Origin of the sequence: Pseudomonas mangrovi (assembly GCF_003052585.1) — a bacterium.
Lineage (GTDB): Bacteria > Pseudomonadota > Gammaproteobacteria > Pseudomonadales > Pseudomonadaceae > Aquipseudomonas > Aquipseudomonas mangrovi.
This window is the reverse complement of record NZ_QASN01000020.1, coordinates 429,791-447,853: the sequence shown is the minus strand read 5'-3', so window position 1 is coordinate 447,853 and position 18,063 is coordinate 429,791. Positions and strand designations below refer to the sequence as shown.

General features: G+C 65.2%; 10 protein-coding genes. 4 read left to right on the top strand and 6 right to left on the bottom strand.

The genetic code is table 11. The annotated features are described in order from the left end of the window. Positions 1-193: 193 nt before the first annotated feature. Together DBO85_RS14765 and dnaX are read right to left on the bottom strand one after the other, a co-directional pair. Entirely contained in the window at positions 194-520 is a 327-nt protein-coding gene (locus tag DBO85_RS14765) for a YbaB/EbfC family nucleoid-associated protein (RefSeq protein ID WP_074940389.1), read from the bottom strand. A gap of 10 nt (positions 521-530) precedes the next feature. After that, positions 531-2,594 carry a DNA polymerase III subunit gamma/tau gene (dnaX, locus tag DBO85_RS14760; protein WP_108108020.1) on the bottom strand — a complete coding sequence of 688 codons (2,064 nt, stop codon included), beginning with the start codon at positions 2,592-2,594 and terminating at the stop codon, positions 531-533. A 283-nt stretch (positions 2,595-2,877) separates the two neighbouring features. Between dnaX and imuA the strand changes: the two genes are divergently transcribed. The 4 genes from imuA (at position 2,878) to cysC (ending at position 8,971) form a co-directional block, all read left to right on the top strand. Continuing rightward, positions 2,878-3,486, top strand: coding sequence for a translesion DNA synthesis-associated protein ImuA (imuA, locus tag DBO85_RS14755; protein WP_108108019.1), 609 nt, complete (start codon positions 2,878-2,880; stop codon positions 3,484-3,486). A 2-nt stretch (positions 3,487-3,488) separates the two neighbouring features. Then, positions 3,489-4,895 (top strand): Y-family DNA polymerase, encoded by a 1,407-nt coding sequence (locus tag DBO85_RS14750; protein ID WP_108108018.1) that lies wholly within the window; start codon positions 3,489-3,491, stop codon positions 4,893-4,895. Then, on the top strand, positions 4,892-8,068 hold the full coding sequence (locus tag DBO85_RS14745) for an error-prone DNA polymerase (RefSeq protein ID WP_108108017.1): 3,177 nt from the start codon (positions 4,892-4,894) through the stop codon (positions 8,066-8,068). Before DBO85_RS14750 ends, DBO85_RS14745 begins: the two co-directional genes overlap by 4 nt. A 321-nt stretch (positions 8,069-8,389) precedes the next feature. Then, the gene (gene cysC, locus DBO85_RS14740; protein ID WP_108108016.1) at positions 8,390-8,971 is read left to right on the top strand and encodes an adenylyl-sulfate kinase; all 582 of its coding nucleotides are present in this window, start codon (positions 8,390-8,392) and stop codon (positions 8,969-8,971) included. 92 nt (positions 8,972-9,063) lie between these two features. Here the strand turns inward: cysC and DBO85_RS14735 are convergent, their stop codons facing one another. From DBO85_RS14735 to DBO85_RS14720, 4 genes are read right to left on the bottom strand one after another with little or no spacing between them, the layout of a single operon-like run. Further along, positions 9,064-10,011, bottom strand: coding sequence for a sulfotransferase family protein (locus DBO85_RS14735; protein ID WP_108108015.1), 948 nt, complete (start codon positions 10,009-10,011; stop codon positions 9,064-9,066). Beyond that, on the bottom strand, positions 9,999-10,784 hold the full coding sequence (locus tag DBO85_RS14730; protein WP_108108014.1) for an aspartyl/asparaginyl beta-hydroxylase domain-containing protein: 786 nt from the start codon (positions 10,782-10,784) through the stop codon (positions 9,999-10,001). Before DBO85_RS14730 ends, DBO85_RS14735 begins: the two co-directional genes overlap by 13 nt. 12 nt (positions 10,785-10,796) lie before the next feature. Further along, positions 10,797-12,308: a TolC family protein gene (locus DBO85_RS14725; protein WP_108108013.1), complete on the bottom strand. Its 1,512-nt coding sequence runs from the start codon at positions 12,306-12,308 to the stop codon at positions 10,797-10,799. A gap of 39 nt (positions 12,309-12,347) precedes the next feature. Next, the gene (locus DBO85_RS14720; protein WP_108108012.1) at positions 12,348-18,047 is read right to left on the bottom strand and encodes an Ig-like domain-containing protein; all 5,700 of its coding nucleotides are present in this window, start codon (positions 18,045-18,047) and stop codon (positions 12,348-12,350) included. Positions 18,048-18,063 lie beyond the last annotated feature (16 nt).

The following is an 18,063-nucleotide window of genomic DNA, read 5'->3' as shown; positions in this document are numbered from 1 at the left end:
GGCACGAAAATGTCTTGTTGGGCTTCGTTCCTCAGCGCCAACCTACGCGGACTGCGCGCACCGACGTTTCGGGGCGTTCAGGCGATGTACAGGACAAGGCGCCGACGGGCGAGGAACCGGAGTGTGCTCAAGGCACATGAGGATTCCGAGCCCGGAGGCAACGCAGTCATGTGCATCGACTGGACGTCACGAATCAAAAGGGCATTTTAAAGCCGGGGGGCAGCTGCATGCCTGCGGTCATGCCGGACATCTTGTCCTGGCTGTTCTGCTCGACCTTGCGCACCGCATCGTTGACCGCCGCGGCGATCAGGTCCTCGAGCACTTCCTTGTCTTCCTGCATCAGGCTGTCGTCGAGGGTGATGCGCTTGACGTCATGCCGACCGGTCATGACCACGCTGACCAGGCCGGCGCCGGACTGGCCGGTGACCTCGGCATTGGCCAGCTCTTCCTGCATCTTCTGCATCTTTTCCTGCATCTGCTGCGCCTGTTTCATCAGGCCTGCCATGCCACCTTTCATCATGTTGCGTCCCTCACGTGTTCAGGGGTTCGATGGAGTCCTCGCGGATCACCGCGGCGAACTGTTGAATCATCTGCTGCACCAGCGGATCGGCATGGATCGACGCCTCGGCCTGGCGCTGACGCTCGGCACGCCTGCGCGCGGCGGCCTGGGCCGGGGTTTCCTGCTCGGGAGTACGAATCTCCACATGCAGCGTCACCGTGCGCCCCAGCTGCTGGTCCAGGGCATCGTTCAGGCGCCGCTGCTGGGTCGGATTGAACAGGGCGCTGTGCGCCGGGTCCAGGTGCAGCGTCCAGGTATCGCCTTCGCGGGCCACCAGACTGCAGTTGGCGCCGATGCTGCCGGTCAGCCCGGAAATACCGAGCCGGGGGAACAACTCCAGCCATTCGGCCGCCAGCCCGGTCGCCGGCCGGGATGCCGGCAGCGGCTCGGGCTCGGCGACGGCAGGCGCAGCCGGAGCATCGAAGTCGTAGTCGAGACTTTCAGCGTCGGCCTCGTAATAGTCGTACTCACCGGGCGGCGGCTCATCGTCGTCGGCGCCCGCCTCGGCCGTACTCGCAGAAGTCTCAACGTTGGGCGCGACGTGATCGACTGCGAGTTTCGCTTCAGTTTGCGGCGTCGATTGCGGTTCCGGGTCTGACGCCGCCTGCACAGCAACTGGCGGATTCGATACCTGTTCCGCTACCGGCTCTGTAGCTGGATTCTTAACCGGCTCGGCCTGCACCTCGGGCGGCTGCTCGGGCTGAGGCTTTTCATTCCACGGCAGATCAGGCGGCGATTCGTTGGGCACCAGCATCGCCGCCGCCTCGCCTGCGACCAGGCTCGGCCTGCCGTCAGGCAGCTCCGCCAGCACGGCGGCCTGGGCCGCGGGAGCGCTGGCGATCACCGGCGAGGCAGCAGGGGCTGCGCCGGCCACCGGGGTCTTGGCGGAATCAGCCGTGGCCTGGCTGATTCCCAGCGGCTTTAGCGGTGATCCCGGCGCACCTTCGATATCCGCCGGGCGGAACGCCAGCATGCGCAGCAGAACCATCTCGAAGCCGCCACGCGGCTCCGGTGCCAGCGGCAGGTCGCGACGCCCGATCAGGCCCATCTGGTAATAGAACTGTACGTCTTCCGCCGGCAGCGCCTGGGCCAGTGCCAGCACCTGCTCGCGATCACCCTGGCCGTTGTCGACCGCTTCCGGTAGGGCCTGGGCGATGGCCACCCGATGCAGCACGCCAAGCAGCTCGGCCAGCACGCCATTCCAGTCCGGGCCCTGTTCGGCGAGCTGGCGCACCGCTTCGAGCAGTGCCCGCGCATCACCCTCAAGCAGCGCGCCGAGCACGCCGTAGACCTGGCCACGATCGAGGGTGCCGAGCATCGAGCGCACATCTTCGGCCAGCACCTTGCCCTCGCCGAAGGCGATGGCCTGGTCGGTGAGGCTCATGGCATCGCGCATCGAGCCGTCGGCAGCACGTCCGAGCAGCCAGAGCGCATCTTCCTCGAAGGGAATCTGCTCGGCGCTCAGGACATGATTCAGGTGCTCGACCACCCGCTCCGGCGGCATGTTCTTCAGCGAGAACTGCAGACAGCGCGACAGCACCGTGACCGGCAGCTTCTGCGGATCGGTGGTGGCCAGCAGGAACTTGACGTGCGGCGGCGGCTCTTCGAGGGTCTTCAGCAGCGCGTTGAACGAGCTGGTCGAGAGCATGTGCACTTCGTCGATCAGGTAGACCTTGAAGCGTCCGCGGCTGGGCGAGTACTGCACGTTTTCCAGCAGCTCGCGGGTGTCCTCGACCTTGGTCCGCGACGCAGCGTCGACCTCGATCAGATCGACGAAGCGGCCCTCGTCGATCTCCCGACATACCGAGCAGACGCCGCAGGGCGTGGAGCTGATGCCGGTTTCGCAGTTCAGGCACTTGGCGATGATTCGCGCGATGGTGGTCTTGCCGACCCCGCGGGTACCGGTGAACAGATAGGCATGGTGCAGGCGCTGGCTGTCGAGGGCATTGATCAGGGCCTTGAGCACATGGGTCTGGCCGACCATCTCGCGGAAGGATCGCGGGCGCCACTTGCGTGCAAGAACCTGATAACTCATGAAAAACCGTCGCAGCCTGGGGAGCGGAAGTCGGTAATCCTAGCGGAGCAGCCGGCAAATTGCACTCGACCATGCCGCGATCCTCCGCACCCGCCCATCGTGGCAGGTTGACCGGTCGCCAACGCCCTGATATCTGTATATCCATACAGTATCAACGAAGTATCGATACCATGAGCAATTCAATCTCGCCGGGCCTTCGATGGCCGTCGGCTGCCCTTCCGTTCCCCAGCGGCACATTCACGACCTGTGCATCGATGGATTACCCCGCCGTGGAGACTTGCCCATGGGCGCGGTAATTGCCCTGGATGCCCTGCTCGACCAGCGGCGCGTCTGGAAAGGCCAGGCGAGCGCAGCGGCCCGCAGCAGCCAGCCGACCGGGCTTGCGCACCTGGACGCGGCGCTGCCGCTGGGTGGCTGGCCTGACGCGGCGCTCAGCGAAATCCTCCTGCCCGCGCCGGGGCTGGGCGAGCTGAAGCTGCTCTGGCCGACCCTGGCACGTCTGACCCAGGCCGGCCAGCGTGTGGTCCTGGTGGCACCGCCCTACATCCCCTATGCCCCGGCCTGGGAAAAGGCAGGAGTCGACCTGCGTTGGCTGCAGATCGTCGACGCTGGCGACAACGCGCCCTGGGCCACCGAACAGTGCCTGCGCTCGGGCAGTTGCGCTGCCGTGCTGTGCTGGTTGCCACAAGCCGATGACCGCTCCCTGCGCAGGCTCCAGGTCGCTGCCGAGACCGGCCAGAGCCTGGCCTTCAGCTACCGTCCGGCGGCGCAGGCGATCAACCCCTCCCCCGCGGCGCTGCGCCTGCTGCTCGACGTCGGCCAGGTGCAGGTGCTCAAGTGCCGCGGCGGCCTGCCGCCGGCACGGCCCGTCAGCCTCGCCAGCGGCCACTGAGCATGCGCTGGGCCTGCATCCTTTTCCCGCAGCTGGCGCTGGACGGCGTGCTGCGCCGGCGCAGTGACCCCGACGAGCCGCTGGCGCTGCTCGCGGGGCCGCCGCAACGGCGCATGATCAGAACCGCGAATGCCGCCGCCCGCGCGCTCGGCCTGCGTCCCGGCCAGTCGCTGGCGGCGGCGCAACTGCTCGGTGTGCGCTTCGCCTGCGAGGAGTATCTGGAGAGCGAGATCCAGGCCTGGCAGGGTTTTCTCGCCGCCTGGGCCTATCGCTTCAGCTCCCAGGTCAGCCTGCACTACCCGCGCGCGCTGCTGCTGGAGATCGAATCCAGTCTCGGCCTGTTCGGGCCCTGGCCGCGCTTCGAGGCGCGCCTGCGCGCGGAGCTGGACGCGCTGGGCTTTCGTCACCGCATCGTCCTGGCGCCCACCCCTGCAGCGGCGCGGGTACTGGCCAATGTGCAGGATGGCGCGGCCGTGAACGAAGCCGAGCTGGCAGACGCACTGACCCGCGTTCCGGTGGCGCGCGCAGGTCTTTCGGCAGAAACCACCACCGCGCTTGCGCGCATGGGCCTGCGTACGCTGCAGCAGGTTTTCGCGCTGCCACGCGACAGCCTGGCGCGACGTTTTCCTGCCGAGCTGCTGCGCCATCTCGACTGCCTCACCGGTGGCCAACCCCAGGTGCTCGACTGTTACCAGCCAGCAGACAGCTTCGAAGCTCGCATCGAGCTCAACTTCGAAGTCGAATCGACCCAGGCGCTGCTTTTCCCCCTGCGTCGCCTGATTGGCGATCTGGCCGCCTACCTCGGCGGACGCGACAGCGGTGTGCAGCGCTTCGAGCTGCTGCTCGAGCATCGTGTCGGGCAGCCGACGCAGCTGCAGATCGGCCTGCTCGCCGCCGAGCGCGAGGCCGGCATGCTGCTGGAGCTGACCCGTGGACGCCTGGAGCAGCTGCAGCTCGAGGCGCCGGTGCTCGCCCTGTGCCTGCGCGCCCGCGACCTGCCGCCCTTCGTGCCGCAACACCGCACGCTGTTCGATGAGCGCCCGCAGCAGAACCTGTCCTGGGAGCAGTTGCGTGAACGCCTGCGCGCCCGTCTGGGTGATGCGTCGGTGCAGGGTTTGAGCAGCCACGCCGAGCATCGCCCGGAACAGGCCTGGCGAGCGGCCAGCGCACAGCGGCCAGGCCCGCTGCCGGAGGCGCCCCGCCCCGGCTGGCTGCTGCGCACAGCACAGCCGCTGCGCGAGCAGGTGCGCATCCTCGCCGGCCCCGAGCGCATCGAATCCGGCTGGTGGGATGGCGCAGACATGCGCCGCGACTACTACCTGATCGAGACCCGCAGCGGTCAGCGCGGCTGGGCCTTCGCGCCCCTGGGCGAAGCCGGCCCGCTGCAGTTGCAGGGCTGGTTCGGATGATTCCGGTCCGGCGAGACCCGGTCAGGCGAGACCCGGTCCGGAGGGACCCGGTCGCGCGAGACCCACTCGGGCGCCCGCCCGATTACGCCGAGCTGCACTGCCTGTCCAATTTCAGCTTCCAGCGCGGCGCTTCCAGCGCCGAGGAGCTGTTCAAGCGTGCCCACCAGCAGGGCTATCAGGCCCTGGCGATCACCGACGAATGCAGCCTCGCCGGCATCGTCCGTGCCTGGCAGGCCGCTCAGGCAACCGCGAGCGAACACGAACCAGGCGTAAGGCTCATCGTCGGCAGCGAAATGCGCATCGACAACGGACCGAAGATCGTCCTGCTGGTGGAGAACCTGGCCGGCTACCAGAACCTCTGCGCGCTGATCAGCCAGGCCAGACGCCGTGCAGCCAAGGGCGAGTACCGGCTGCTGCGCGAGGATTTCACCCTGTCCCTGAGTGGTTTGCTGGCGATCTGGCTGCCCGACGCGCAACTGCAACCCACTCAGGGGCTGTGGCTAAGCGAGCTGTTTGCCGAACGTCTCTGGCTGGGCGTCGAGCTGCACCGCGGGCCCGACGATGCACAACGTTTGAGCGAGCTGCAGGAGCTGGCACAGCGACTGGCCCTGCCCACCGTAGCCTGTGGCGATGTGCACATGCACGTGCGCGCCCGCCGCGCGCTGCAGGACTGCATGACCGCCATTCGCCTGCATTGCACCCTGGCCGAGGCCGGGCTGGGACTGTTCGCCAATGGCGAGCGCCATCTGCGCAGCCGCGCGGTCCTGGCCGCGATCTATCCGCAACCCTTGCTGACCGAGAGCCTGCGCATCGCCGCCCGCTGTCGCTTCGATCTGAGCGAGTTGAAATACCAGTACCCCCGCGAGCTGGTACCCGAGAACGAAACCCCGACCAGCTGGCTGCGCCAGCTGTGCCGGATCGGCATGCAGCGGCGCTGGCCGGAAGGCGCGCCGGCAAAGGCGCAACAGCAGGTCGACTACGAGCTGCAGGTCATCGCCGAGCTGAAATACGAAAGCTACTTCCTCACCGTGCACGACATCGTCGCCTTCGCCCGCGATCAGGGCATTCTCTGTCAGGGCCGCGGATCGGCGGCCAACTCGGTGGTCTGTTTCGTTCTCGGTATTACCGAGCTGGACCCCAGCCTGCCTGGCTCGCGCCTGCTGTTCGCGCGTTTCATGTCACGCGAGCGCAAGGAACCGCCGGACATCGACGTCGACTTCGAGCACGAGCGCCGTGAGGAAGTCATCCAGTACGTGTTCCGTCGCTATGGCCGCCACCGCGCCGCCCTCACCGCCGTGGCCAGCAGTTACCGCGCGGCAGGCGCGATGCGCGAGCTGGCCAAGGTCTTCGGCCTGCCACCGGACCAGGTCAACGCACTGGCCGGCTGCTGCGGACGCTGGAGCGAACAGGTGCCGCCGCCAGAGCGTCTGCGCGAGATCGGCTTCGACCCGGACAGTCCGATGCTCAAACGCCTGCAGATTCTCGCCGCGCAGCTGATCGGATTTCCCAGGCACCTGTCGCAGCACCCCGGCGGTTTCGTCATTTCAGAACAGCCGCTGACCAGCCTGGTGCCGGTGGAAAACGCCAGCATGGCCGAGCGCACCGTCATCCAGTGGGACAAGGACGACCTCGACCTGGTCGGCCTGCTCAAGGTCGATCTGCTCGCCCTCGGTATGCTCACTGCGCTGCGCCGCTGTTTCGATCTGATCGAGCGCTATCGCGGCCAGCGCTGGACCATCGCCAGCCTGCCCGCCGAAGACGCCGCCACCTACGAGATGATCAGCCGCGCGGACACCGTCGGGGTGTTCCAGATCGAGTCGCGCGCGCAGATGGCGATGCTGCCACGGCTGCGGCCAACGACCTTCTACGACCTGGTAATCGAGGTGGCCATCGTCCGCCCAGGCCCCATCCAGGGCGACATGGTCCACCCCTACCTGCGCCGCCGTAACGAAGAGGAAGCGGTCGAGTACCCCAGCGACGAGCTTAAGCCGGTGTTCGAGCGCACCCTCGGCGTGCCGTTGTTTCAGGAACAGGTGATGGAACTGGCGATGGTGGCGGCCGAATACAGCGCGGATGAGGCCGATCAACTGCGTCGCTCCATGGCCGCCTGGAAGCGCCACGGCGGACTGGAACCGCACCGTAAGCGGCTCACCGAGCGCATGGTCGCGCGCGGCTATAGCAGCGAGTTCGCCGCACGGATCTTCGAGCAGATCAAAGGCTTTGGCAGCTACGGTTTTCCCGAGTCGCATGCCGCCAGCTTCGCTTTGCTCACCTACGCCAGTTGCTGGCTCAAGTGCCACGAACCGGCGGCCTTCACCTGCGCCCTGATCAACAGCTGGCCGATGGGCTTCTACAGCCCCGACCAGTTGCTGCAGGACGCCCGTCGACACGGCCTGCACACCCTGCCGGTGGATGTCCGCCACAGCGACTGGGATTGCAGCCTGGAGCCCGGTGGTCGAGAGCAGCCGGACATCCGCCTGGGCCTGCGGATGATCCGCGGCTTTCGCGAAGAAGATGCACGGCGCATGGAGGATGCGCGTGCCCGAGCAACCTTCGCCGATACCGCCGACCTCTGCCGCCGCGCGAATCTGGATGCCCGCGCCCGTGAACTGCTCGCCGATGCCGGCGCCCTGCAGGGCCTGGTCGGTCATCGCCACCAGGCGCGCTGGGAAGTCGCCGCCATCGAACCACAGCTACCGCTGTTCGCCGAAGCGCCGCGCTTTGCCGAAACGATGCTGGAATTGCCGCGCCCCAGCCAGGCCGAAGACCTGCATGGCGACTACGCCACCCTCGGCACCACCCTGGGCCCGCATCCCTTGCGCCTGCTACGCGACGCGCTGCGGACCCGGCGCTGCCGCAGCTCCCGCGAGCTGCTGGTGCTGGAGCACGGGCGCAACCTGTCGGTAGCCGGCCTGGTGATCGGCCGTCAGCGCCCGGGCACCGCCAGCGGCGTCACCTTCGTCACCCTCGAGGACGAATTCGGCATGATCAATGTGGTGGTCTGGCGCGACCTGGCCGAACGCCAGCGGCGGGTGCTGGTGGAGTCGCGGCTGCTGCAGGTGGACGGCCGTCTGGAATCCAAGGACGGCGTACGCCACCTGATCGCCGGTCGCCTGCGCGACCTGTCACCGCTACTGGCCGAACTGGACGTGCGCAGCCGCGACTTTCACTAGGGAACCGCTGAAATCGGCCTGGGGCCATTGAAATGATCCCCACCGCGGTCCGGTCACAGTGACCCCATCTCGGCGACCCCATCTAGGCGCTCCCGCCAGCCCTTCGCTCGCTACCTTTTCCAGAGTTCCTGAGGCCCATCGCCATCCGCAACTGATGGTGCCTGCTCCGGGGGCGCAGCCTTTTCGGAAGCGGAAGAACTTGCTCGCATGGCCTCCCACACGGCGGCAACACAGGCGGCGCGCAGGGAGATTTTTACATGCGGCTTGCGACTGCCGAGAGGTACGATGAGCACCGCCTCCCACTCGACCCAGTTCTGAATCATGAATAAACCCAGGCCATGCACCGGCATCGATCGCCAGCAACACTACGGCCACCGCGGCGCGGTGTTCTGGCTCACAGGCCTGTCTGCGGCAGGCAAGTCTTCTCTGGCTACGGCGCTGGAGCTCAAGCTGCTGGACCAGGGTTATTCCTGCTATGTCCTGGATGGCGACAACCTGCGCCAGGGGCTCTGTGCCGACCTGAACTTTTCGGCCGCGGACCGCAGCGAGAACATCAGGCGTGCGGGGGAATCAGCGGCATTGTTTGCAGACGCCGGACTGATCTGCATTGCTGCATTCATCTCGCCTTACCGAAAGGACAGAACCAATGCCCGCCGAGCCTGCGCAGCAGGCTTTCACGAAATCCATGTGAAGGCGGATCTGGCCACCTGCGAACGCAGGGACCCCAAGGGCCTGTATCGTCGCGCAAGATCCGGCGAGCTATTGGAGTTCACCGGCATTACCGCGCCCTACGAAGCGCCGGAGTCCCCCGACCTGGAGATAGACACATCCCGCTCCAGCCTGGAAGACTGCGTCTCGCGGCTGTTCGACTACGTCGTGAAGCACTATCCACTTAGCCGGTGAAAGCTGCCGATCCCGGGCAGTTCCATCGGGCTGACGACAGATACCCGGGTAACAGCCGGACACCTGGGGAAGCGCGCAAGACGCCGAAAGGCTCAACAGCCCTCTCTCAGCAATTCCAACGCCGCATAAGGCTCCTGCGTCCACTCCAGCACACGCTCACGCAGCAAGGCTGATGCTTCCCGACGCTTGTCCTCGCCATCCTCGGCAAACGCGTGCGTCGGCTGTTTGGCATGCACTCGCGCGCAGGCAAGCGCCTGTCTGCAGTGATCCGCATCAAGCCGGAAAAACCCCGCCAACCGACCCGCCATCGCCGCAGGCAATTCGTTGTAGTTGAGCGCCGTGCCGGCAAATGCCCGGCACTGTTCCAACCCCGTCTGCAGTAGCCGTCCCAGCCGGCGCGCAATGAAGTCTTCCTGGCCACTGAAGGGCAAGCCATCGTCCAGCACGCTGGCCCCTATCATCCCCGGCACCATGTGCATGCCGGGCCGGCGCAGATGGGAGACGGCAATTTCCAACGGGTTACGGTAGACGAACAGCCATGGCGTCTGGGCAAAGCATTCGCGCAGCAGCGCCAGCTCGCCGATGTTCCAGGCATCGAGCTTGATCACCAGGCGCTGCTCCGGTCCACGACGGCGCTGTCCATAGGCCGACACCAGCCCTTTGAGTGCCGCACAACGTTCGGCATGCGGGATGTCGCCGCGCAGCAGAGTATCCAGAGGCGGAGGTTCGGAGATGACGATATGGTCGTCCAGCTGCGCAAGCATCTGGCTGATCAGCGTGGAGCCGCAGCGGGAAGCGTGGAAGATCAGCGCCGCAGGCTCAAGACCGGGCTTCTGTTGCTGCCACTGGGTAAGAGCGCTCAAGGGCGTCTGCCGACGGAACGCCTGATTGAAAGGCAAGCGAAGAGCCTCTTCTACCGCATCGCCGAAGAAGGGTTGCAACAATCGTGCATCAGCGAACCAGCACCAATCGACGCGCCATTGTCCGGCTTCCTGCCACACCCGAATCGGCAACCAGCCATCCAGGTTCAGGCCTTCCATTGTTCGCGCCACTGCCGGCGACCGCGGCGCATGGCGGCGCGCAGCTCTTCCGGGGTGAAGTGCAACCCTTGCTCGGCACCTAGTGCCTGCGCGCGCTCCATGAAGGCATCCACCTGATGCAGACCCTGCAACAGCCTGGCGAGCTCAGGGTCGCTATGTACCTGCCGCCGAAACCGTTCGAAGTCGCTTGGCGCGGTGCTGGCAGCAGGTGTGCTGCGCAGCCCACTGACAATCGCCTGCTCCAGCCACGGACTGGGGCGGCAATCGATCACCAGATGAATCCTTGGCTCCGCGCCACGATTGTCGACACGATGAGGCCGCAACAAGTCGAGAAACCAGCATTCACCCGCCATCATCGGAATGCGTTGCTGGTCCAGCCAGAAATCCACTTCGGGGGGACTGAGCAGCGGAACATGCAGACGCAGGTCCGCGTCCGCTCCACCCAGGTCATAGTCCCGATGCTCGTGGATGCGCGCGCCGGGACCAAGCCGCAGCAGCCGGGCAGAGACGATATCCAGAGGCCAGTCACGTAGCGCTGCGTGCCAGCGACTGTCCGCTGACCAGGGAGCTCGGCGCAGCGGCTGGCCGCGCCCGCAAGACAGCTCGCTCAAGGCATCGGCAGCAGAAATCAGCGCCACGCCGCTCCAGTCGCCGCTGTGATAGGCACTGTTGAAGTGTCCCCGCCAGCTGTCTTCCCCGATGGCTGCCAGCGCCTGCAACAGCAACGGCAGATTCACCGCGACCGGCAACCGGGAGAACGCCGGACGCGTCATGCCGGCAACCGGTTACTGAGGCATCGTTGCCGCTGGCACTGCGATATTGCCCTGCGCCCAGTCTGCTTCGCGATTGGCCAACGCGGTAGCGATCGACTGCACTTCGGTCGATTGCACCTCGTCGGGAAGCAAATCAAGGCCAGCGCTGGCGAAGATCTGCCCGTAGGCGTTGCGTAGCTCGGCATAGGACAGATCCCGCCGCAGATCAGCCTGCAAAGTGTTCAGCTCACCCTGGATCAGGTCCAGTTCGCCCAGCCCGGCGGCCTGATGCCGGTTACGCAGCTGACCGACTATCTGCCCGTCGATGTCCGCCAGCTGCTGGTTGGTTTTGAACTGGCGCAGTGCTTCGCGATAGTTGGCATTGGCCACATAGAGCTGGGCCAGGATGGCAATCGACATTGCCTGGCGCCGCGCCTGTGCGACTTCTTCGCCAGCCTTGGCGACATCGATGGCTGCCGGTGCGGAAATCACATTGAACAGGTTCCAGGTCACTTTCACCCCATAGTCGGCCCAGCCCTGCTCCACCAGGAACGAGTTGCTGTCGTAATGCCCGCCCACGGAAAACTCCAGGCCCGGCAGCAGCCGCAGCATGGCTTTGCGGGTTTCGGTGGCGGTAATCCGCGTCTGGTAATCCTGCTCACGCAATTCCGGGCGGTTGCTCAGGGCTTCCTGCTCCAGCAGCGCCAGGTCGACCTTGAGCTCCGGGACGACATACTCATCCTCGGAAGCCAGGGTCAGTTCGGTGCCCAGGGGCAGGTTGATCAGGGTCGCCAGCTCGGTCTTGGCCAGGGACAGTGCACGCCGCTGCTCTTCGAGCTGGCGCGTTGCCTGGATCAGCGAGCGCTGATAGCCCAGCGTCTGTACCGGATCACCGATGCGCTGCTCGCTCATGCGCTGACTGTTGTCGCGAGCCGTTTCGACCCGCGTCATCAGGCTGTCGATCTGCTTGAGCAGGCGCTCGGCGGCCATGGCGCGCCAGTAGGCCGAACGCACGTCCTGGACGATGGTGTTGATTACCTTGCGTCGACGCTCCTGCACGATCAGTCGCTGGTCTCCGGCCTGCTTCGCGCTGAGGTAGCTGACCCCGAAGTCGAGTACGTTCCAGACCATGGTCAGGTCGGCCACTTCACGGTCGCGGTCCTGGGATGTCGAGGGCTCCAGCGACTGGGTGCCGGTCTCCACGCTCTCGCTGCTGGAGGCGCTGACGTTGTTGCGCCCCACATAGCCGGCGTCCAGAGCCATGCGCGGCAGCATGTCGAAGCTGGCCAGGTCCAGTTGTCGTTTGGCCAGGGCCTCTTCCATGATCTTCAGGCGACCTTCGAGGTTGTACTTCACCGCCCGGGCCATGGCCTGGTGCAGGGTCAAGGGGCCGCTCAGGGGTTCCTGGCCCTTGTACATGTCCTGCAGATCAGTGCGGGCACGCTGCTCACTGACGCTACGCTCGATCGGCTCGCTGGTGACAGCGCATCCGCTGACGACCAACGCCAGCACACTCATACCGAATAACTTCTTGCTTGTATTCATTCCCTGGATTGCCCCTGATAGCCGAAGCTCTTGAAATTGTCAGGCCTGCACCTGGCTGATGCCGACCTGTTGTAAAGCGATTGCCAGGCTGTCGATCTGGCGTTGTTCAATGTCCTTGAGTTCCTGCAGTTGCTGACCAAGGGTCGGTGCGCCAAACATGCCGCGCAAGCCCTGGGACAGATCGCCGTCCTGGATCGAACGGCTACCGAAGGCATTCAGTGACTCACTGTCAGAAGCGGAATCCTGGTTGAACAGCCCCGAGAGCGTGCTGCTGCCAAACACCCCGCCATCGCCGCCACCAAAACCGAGGAACCCCTGGGCGGAACCGTCACCGGCAGCATCGCTGAAAACCTGGGCAATGAAGCTGGGCGCCAGCGCGCCGCGGCTGATGAAAATATCCCCGACCGGCCGCAGTCCCCCCGTATCGCGTTGTTCAAACAGCGGTGGAAAGCCTAGCGGCGAGCCAAGATCACCGGTCGGTGGGGTGAAAACGATCGGCTGCAAAGGAACCTCCGCCGGCGGGACAACAGCCACCGGATCCTGCACGAGAAACTCTGGCGGCGGCTTCACATCATTCGGAATCAGCGTGTCGATTGCATAAGTGTTGGAGCTCACCACGCCGACACCGCTATTGCCCAAGATGTTGACCACACCGCGGGTATCCAGGCTGATCAGATTGCTGGTGCCACTGACATTGCTTGCCGGGGTCAGCGTCGCCGTCCAGGTAACGCCGCCGTCGGAAGAGGAGACGTTGCTCAGGGTGCCATTGCTTACGCTCAGATCGGCATTGTCGAAGCCACTGACCGCTTCCGAAAAGGTAATGGTTACCAGCGAGACTTCACCCTCCTGGAGGACATCATCGGCCACCACTATGGTGGCTGTCGGCACCCGTGTCTCGACCGAGTAGTTGGCCGATTCGGTCACGCCTGTTCCCGTGTTGCCAGCCATGTCGTTGATGCCGCTGTTGTTCAGACTGATCAGGTTGGTGAGATCCACCACGCCCAGATCCGGGGTAAAGGTGGCGGTCCAGGTGACTCCGCCGTCGCTGCTGCTGAGTCCGCTCAAACTGCCGTTGGCAACTGTCAGATCTGCGTCGGTGAACCCGGACACTGCCTCGCTGAAGGTGATGGTCACCTGTGCGGTTTCGCCCGCCTTCAACGCCGAGTCGCTCAGTACGATGGTGGCGGTCGGGCGCAACGTGTCTACGGCGTAGTTGTTGGAGTCGGTGGTGCCCACGTTGAGGTTGCCGGCGAGGTCAACGATGCCGCCACTGTTGAGCGAGATGACGTTGCTGCTGTCGGTGATGCCACTGGTGGGCGTGAAGGTCGCGGTCCAGGTGATGCCACCGTCGTTGCTGCTCAAGCCCGAGATCACGCCGTTGGCCACCGTCAGATCAGCCGTGGTGAAGGCTGTCACTGCTTCATTGAAAGTGATGGTTACCAGCGAGGTCTCGCCCACCGCAATGGTTGTGTCGGCCACGACGATGGTCGCCGTTGGCCGTACGGTGTCGACCACGTAATTGTTGGAGTCGGTGGTGCCGATACCCGCGTTGCCCGCACCGTTGATCAGGCCGGTATTGTCCAGGGTAATCACGTTGCTGGTGTCGGAAATGCCCGCGCTTGGGGTGAAGGTCGCCGTCCAGGTGACGCCGCCGTCGGTGCTGCTCATGCTGCTGAGTGTGCCATTGCTGACGGTCAGGTCCGAATTGTCGAACCCGCTGACCGCCGAGTTGAAGGTCACGGTGACCAATGACGTCTCACCGATGCTCAACGTGGAATCGGCAATCACGATGGTCGCCGTCGGTACGTTGGTATCGACCTGGTAATTGTTGGAGTTGGTAGTGCCAGTGCCGGTGTTGCCCGCCGCGTCACTGACCCCGGTGTTGTTCAGGGTGATGACGTTGGAGGTGTCACTGACCCCCAGGGCAGGCGTGAAGGTCGCGGTCCAGGTGATGCCGCCGTCGCTGCTGCTGACCGCACTCAGCGTGCCGTTGGCGATACTCAGGTCGGAATTGTCGAAGCCGCTGACCGCCTCGCTGAAGGTAATGGTCACCAGCGAGGTTTCGCCGACGCTCAAGGCGGTGTCGGCCACCACGATGGTGGCGGTCGGGCGCAACGTGTCTACGGCGTAGTTGTTGGAGTCGGTGGTGCCGCTGCCGCTGTTGCCCGCGCCGTCCACGACGCCCGTGTTATTGAGCGTGATCAGGTTGGTGGCATCGCTGACACCCGCGCTCGGCGTGAAGGTCGCGGTGTAGGTGATGTTGTCGCTCGTGCTCAGGCCGCTCAGGCTGCCGTTGACGACGCTCAGGTCGGCCAGGGTGAAACCGGTCACCGCCTCACTGAAGGTGATGGTGACCAGCGATGTTTCGCCGATGGCAATGGCCGAGTCGGCGACCACGATGGTGGCAGTCGGACGCACGGTGTCGATGGCGTAGTTATTTGAATCGGTGGTGCCGCTGCCAGCGTTGCCCGCCGCGTCCGTCACACCAGTGTTATCCAGGGTGATGAGGTTGCTGGTATCGCTGATGCTGGCACTTGGGGTGAGCGTACCGGTCCAGGTGATGCCACCATCGCCGCTGCTCAGGCCGGTGAGCGTACCGTTGGCGACCGTCAGATCAGCGCCAGTAAAGCCTGTCACCGCCTCGCTGAAGGTGATGGTTACCAACGAGGTTTCGCCCACGCTCAGGGAGGTGTCGGCCACCACGATGCTGGCGGTTGGCCGCTGCGTGTCAACCGCGTAGTTGTTTGAGCTGGTAGTACCGCTGCCGGCGTTGCCCGCCGCGTCCGCCACACCGGTATTGGCCAGGACGATCAGATTGGTGGCGTCGCTGACGCTGGCGCTCGGGGTGAGCGTCGCGGTCCAGGTGATGCCACCGTCGCTGCTGCTCAGCCCGCTCAGCGAGCCATTGGCCACTGTCAGGTCCGCCAGGGTAAAGCCCGTGACAGCCTCACTGAAGGTAATGGTCACCAGCGAGGTTTCACCGATGTTCAGCGCGGTATCGGCCACCACGATGGTCGCGGTGGGACGCAGCGTGTCGATGGCATAGTTGTTTGAATCGGTGGTGCCGGTGCCAGCGTTCCCGGACAGATCGGCAACGCCGGTGTTATCCAGGGTGATCAGGTTGCTGGTGTCAGCAATACTGGCGCTCGGGGTAAGCGTCCCGGTCCAGGTGATACCGCCGTCGCTGCTGCTCAACCCGGTGACCGAACCGTTGGCAACCGTCAGGTCAGCGGTAGTGAAACCACTCACGGCCTCGCTGAAGGTGATGGTCACCACGGAGGTTTCACCCACGCGCAGCGCGGTGTCGGACACCACGATGGTGGCGCTCGGGCGTTGCGTGTCGATAGCGTAGTTGTTGGAGTTGGTCGTCCCCACGCCGGCGTTGCCATTGAGGTCCGCCACGCCGGTGTTATTCAGGACAATGAGATTGGAGGTATCGGTGATGGCCGCATCCGGGGTCAGGGTAGCCGTCCAGGTAATGCCGCCATTGCTGCTACTCAAGCCGCTGAGCGTACCGTTGGCCACCGTCAGGTCGGCTGCGGTAAAACCGCTGACCGCTTCGGAGAAAGTGATGGTCACCAACGAGGTTTCACCGATCCTGAGGGCCGTGTCGGACACCACGATGGATGCCGTGGGCGCCACGGTGTCGTTGACCACGTAATTGTTCGAGTCAGTGGTGCCCACGCCGGCATTGCCAGCCAGGTCGGCAACCCCGGTGTTGTTCAGGGTGATGATGTTGGTGGTGTCTGCGATGTTGCTGGCCGCGGTCAGCGTACCGGTCCAGGTGATGCCGCCATCGCCGCTGCTAAGGACGCCGACCGTGCCGTTCTGCACAGTCAGGTCCGCCGCGGTGAGGCCGGTCACGGCTTCGGAGAAGGTGATCGTCACCAGCGACGTGCCACCTGAGTTCAGGTTGGTATTGGCCACCACGACGGTCGCGGTGGGCGGTGTCTCGTCCGGCACATAGTTGCTGTTGATGGTGCCGCCGTCGCCGTAGACGTTGGCCACCGACGCCGGAGAAACACCCGCGGTACCCGCACTGGTCCCACCCACGCCGCTGCCGCCGACGTTGCCGGCCAGGGCGGCGAAGTTGGCGGCGGTGATCAGGATCGAGCCTTTGTTCCAGATGGCTCCAACACCGACGCCGCCGGCACCGCCCGTGTGGTTGTAGCCGCCACCGGCGCCACCGCCACCACCGCCACCACCCGCACCGACGTTGTTGGAAATAACCGAGTTGCCGATGATTCGCAGGGTCGCGCCGGTATCGTTGTAGATACCACCGACCGCTCCGCCACCGGCGCCGCCAATGTCGTTATAACCGTCGCCACCGCCGCCACCGCCGATGGACAGTCCGCCACTGACCGCCGTGCCGCCGGCCGAACCGGTGCTATAGCCAGGGTACGCGGAGCCGCCAGCCCCCCCGGTAGAGGAACCACCACGCCCGCCCATGTTGAAGAAGCCACCCCCGGCGCCACCCTGCCCGGCCGAGCCGTTGGACCCCGTCGCATTGAGGGTGTCGCCCCCCTTTCCGCCGGTACCGCCAGTGATCGCGCCACCTCCACCGCCACCGCCACCGGCGTATTGCGGCGTGACGCCACCACCACCGCCGCCACCCGAAGCGGCGTTCGCGGTGACGGTGACGTTCCTCAGGGTCAAGGTGCCGGCGTTATAGATCCCGCCGCCCTTTGACACCAGCGCATCGTCGCCGCCATTGCCGCCGTTACCCGCCAGCATGCCGCGAGTAATCACCAACCCATCGAGGGTCGCCGTGGTGCCAGCCGCCACGTTGATGATCTGGGTGCGATATTGCCCGTCTAGGGTGACATCGGCCACGTTGTCATTGTTCAGATCGCCATCGATGGTGACGTTCTTGTCGATCACCAGCACCTGGGTCAACGCGACTGTCATGCTGGCGTTAAAGGTAACTATGTCGCCGTTCTGCGCGGAGGCTAAAGCCGCGCGCAGCGAACCGATGCCGGAATTGAGGTTGTTGGTAGCGGTCCAGGTCGCCAGACCCCATTGGTATTCGCTCATCGCGGAGGCCGACAGGACGTTGGCGCTCTCGATATTGCCGACCGCGATTTCCAGCTCCCAGTCGCCGCCCATACCTGTGCGGTCATCGGACGCCGCCACGTCGCGGCCGGTCAGCTCTGCCAGCGATTCGACAAGGCTCAGACCACTCTCACCCTCGCCGGTGTAGCAGCCGTAGATCAGGATATCGCCGCCCACATTCATGCTCTGACCGATCTGCGCCAGCACGTCGCTGCGGGCCTGGACGTTGTCTGCGGTCAGATAGCTGTTGCCCAGCCACAGATCACCCGCGTTGCCGTGGGCGATGATCTGCACAGCGCTGATGCCCTGATGGGCATCCAGGTAATCGGCTATCTGCTGCAGGCCGTCCTTGCTGCCATCCAGGTACACCACCTGGGTACCCGGCGCGACGCCCTCGAGCAGGTCGGCGGCGTCGCGGACCCGCGAATCGACAAACAGCACGCTCTTGCCCGGCACGGCCTGGGTCACATCGACCTGCCCCTGCGGCGTCTGGCTGTCTGACGGCTGATCTGTGGCATGCGCCGGGGTTGCATCGGCGCCGGGCTGGGCATCCGGTTGCGCTGCTTCCGCTACGGTCGCGGCCACTGCGCCGTCGAACAGCATGCGCGGCTCGAGGGACAGGATCATGGGCGATGCCAGGGCCCGTGCGTTCTCGGTCACTCGCGATTTGCCTTTGCTCCACCACATGACGTTCACCCGAACT

What these genes read in the sequence shown, in the direction of transcription:
- DBO85_RS14765 (WP_074940389.1), bottom strand. Translation starts at nt 520, where the DNA reads ATGATGAAAGGTGGCATGGCAGGCCTGATGAAACAGGCGCAGCAGATG.
- dnaX (WP_108108020.1), bottom strand. Translation starts at nt 2,594, where the DNA reads ATGAGTTATCAGGTTCTTGCACGCAAGTGGCGCCCGCGATCCTTCCGC.
- imuA (WP_108108019.1), top strand. Translation starts at nt 2,878, where the DNA reads ATGGGCGCGGTAATTGCCCTGGATGCCCTGCTCGACCAGCGGCGCGTC.
- DBO85_RS14750 (WP_108108018.1), top strand. Translation starts at nt 3,489, where the DNA reads ATGCGCTGGGCCTGCATCCTTTTCCCGCAGCTGGCGCTGGACGGCGTG.
- DBO85_RS14745 (WP_108108017.1), top strand. Translation starts at nt 4,892, where the DNA reads ATGATTCCGGTCCGGCGAGACCCGGTCAGGCGAGACCCGGTCCGGAGG.
- cysC (WP_108108016.1), top strand. Translation starts at nt 8,390, where the DNA reads ATGAATAAACCCAGGCCATGCACCGGCATCGATCGCCAGCAACACTAC.
- DBO85_RS14735 (WP_108108015.1), bottom strand. Translation starts at nt 10,011, where the DNA reads ATGGAAGGCCTGAACCTGGATGGCTGGTTGCCGATTCGGGTGTGGCAG.
- DBO85_RS14730 (WP_108108014.1), bottom strand. Translation starts at nt 10,784, where the DNA reads ATGACGCGTCCGGCGTTCTCCCGGTTGCCGGTCGCGGTGAATCTGCCG.
- DBO85_RS14725 (WP_108108013.1), bottom strand. Translation starts at nt 12,308, where the DNA reads ATGAATACAAGCAAGAAGTTATTCGGTATGAGTGTGCTGGCGTTGGTC.
- DBO85_RS14720 (WP_108108012.1), bottom strand. Translation starts at nt 18,047, where the DNA reads ATGTGGTGGAGCAAAGGCAAATCGCGAGTGACCGAGAACGCACGGGCC.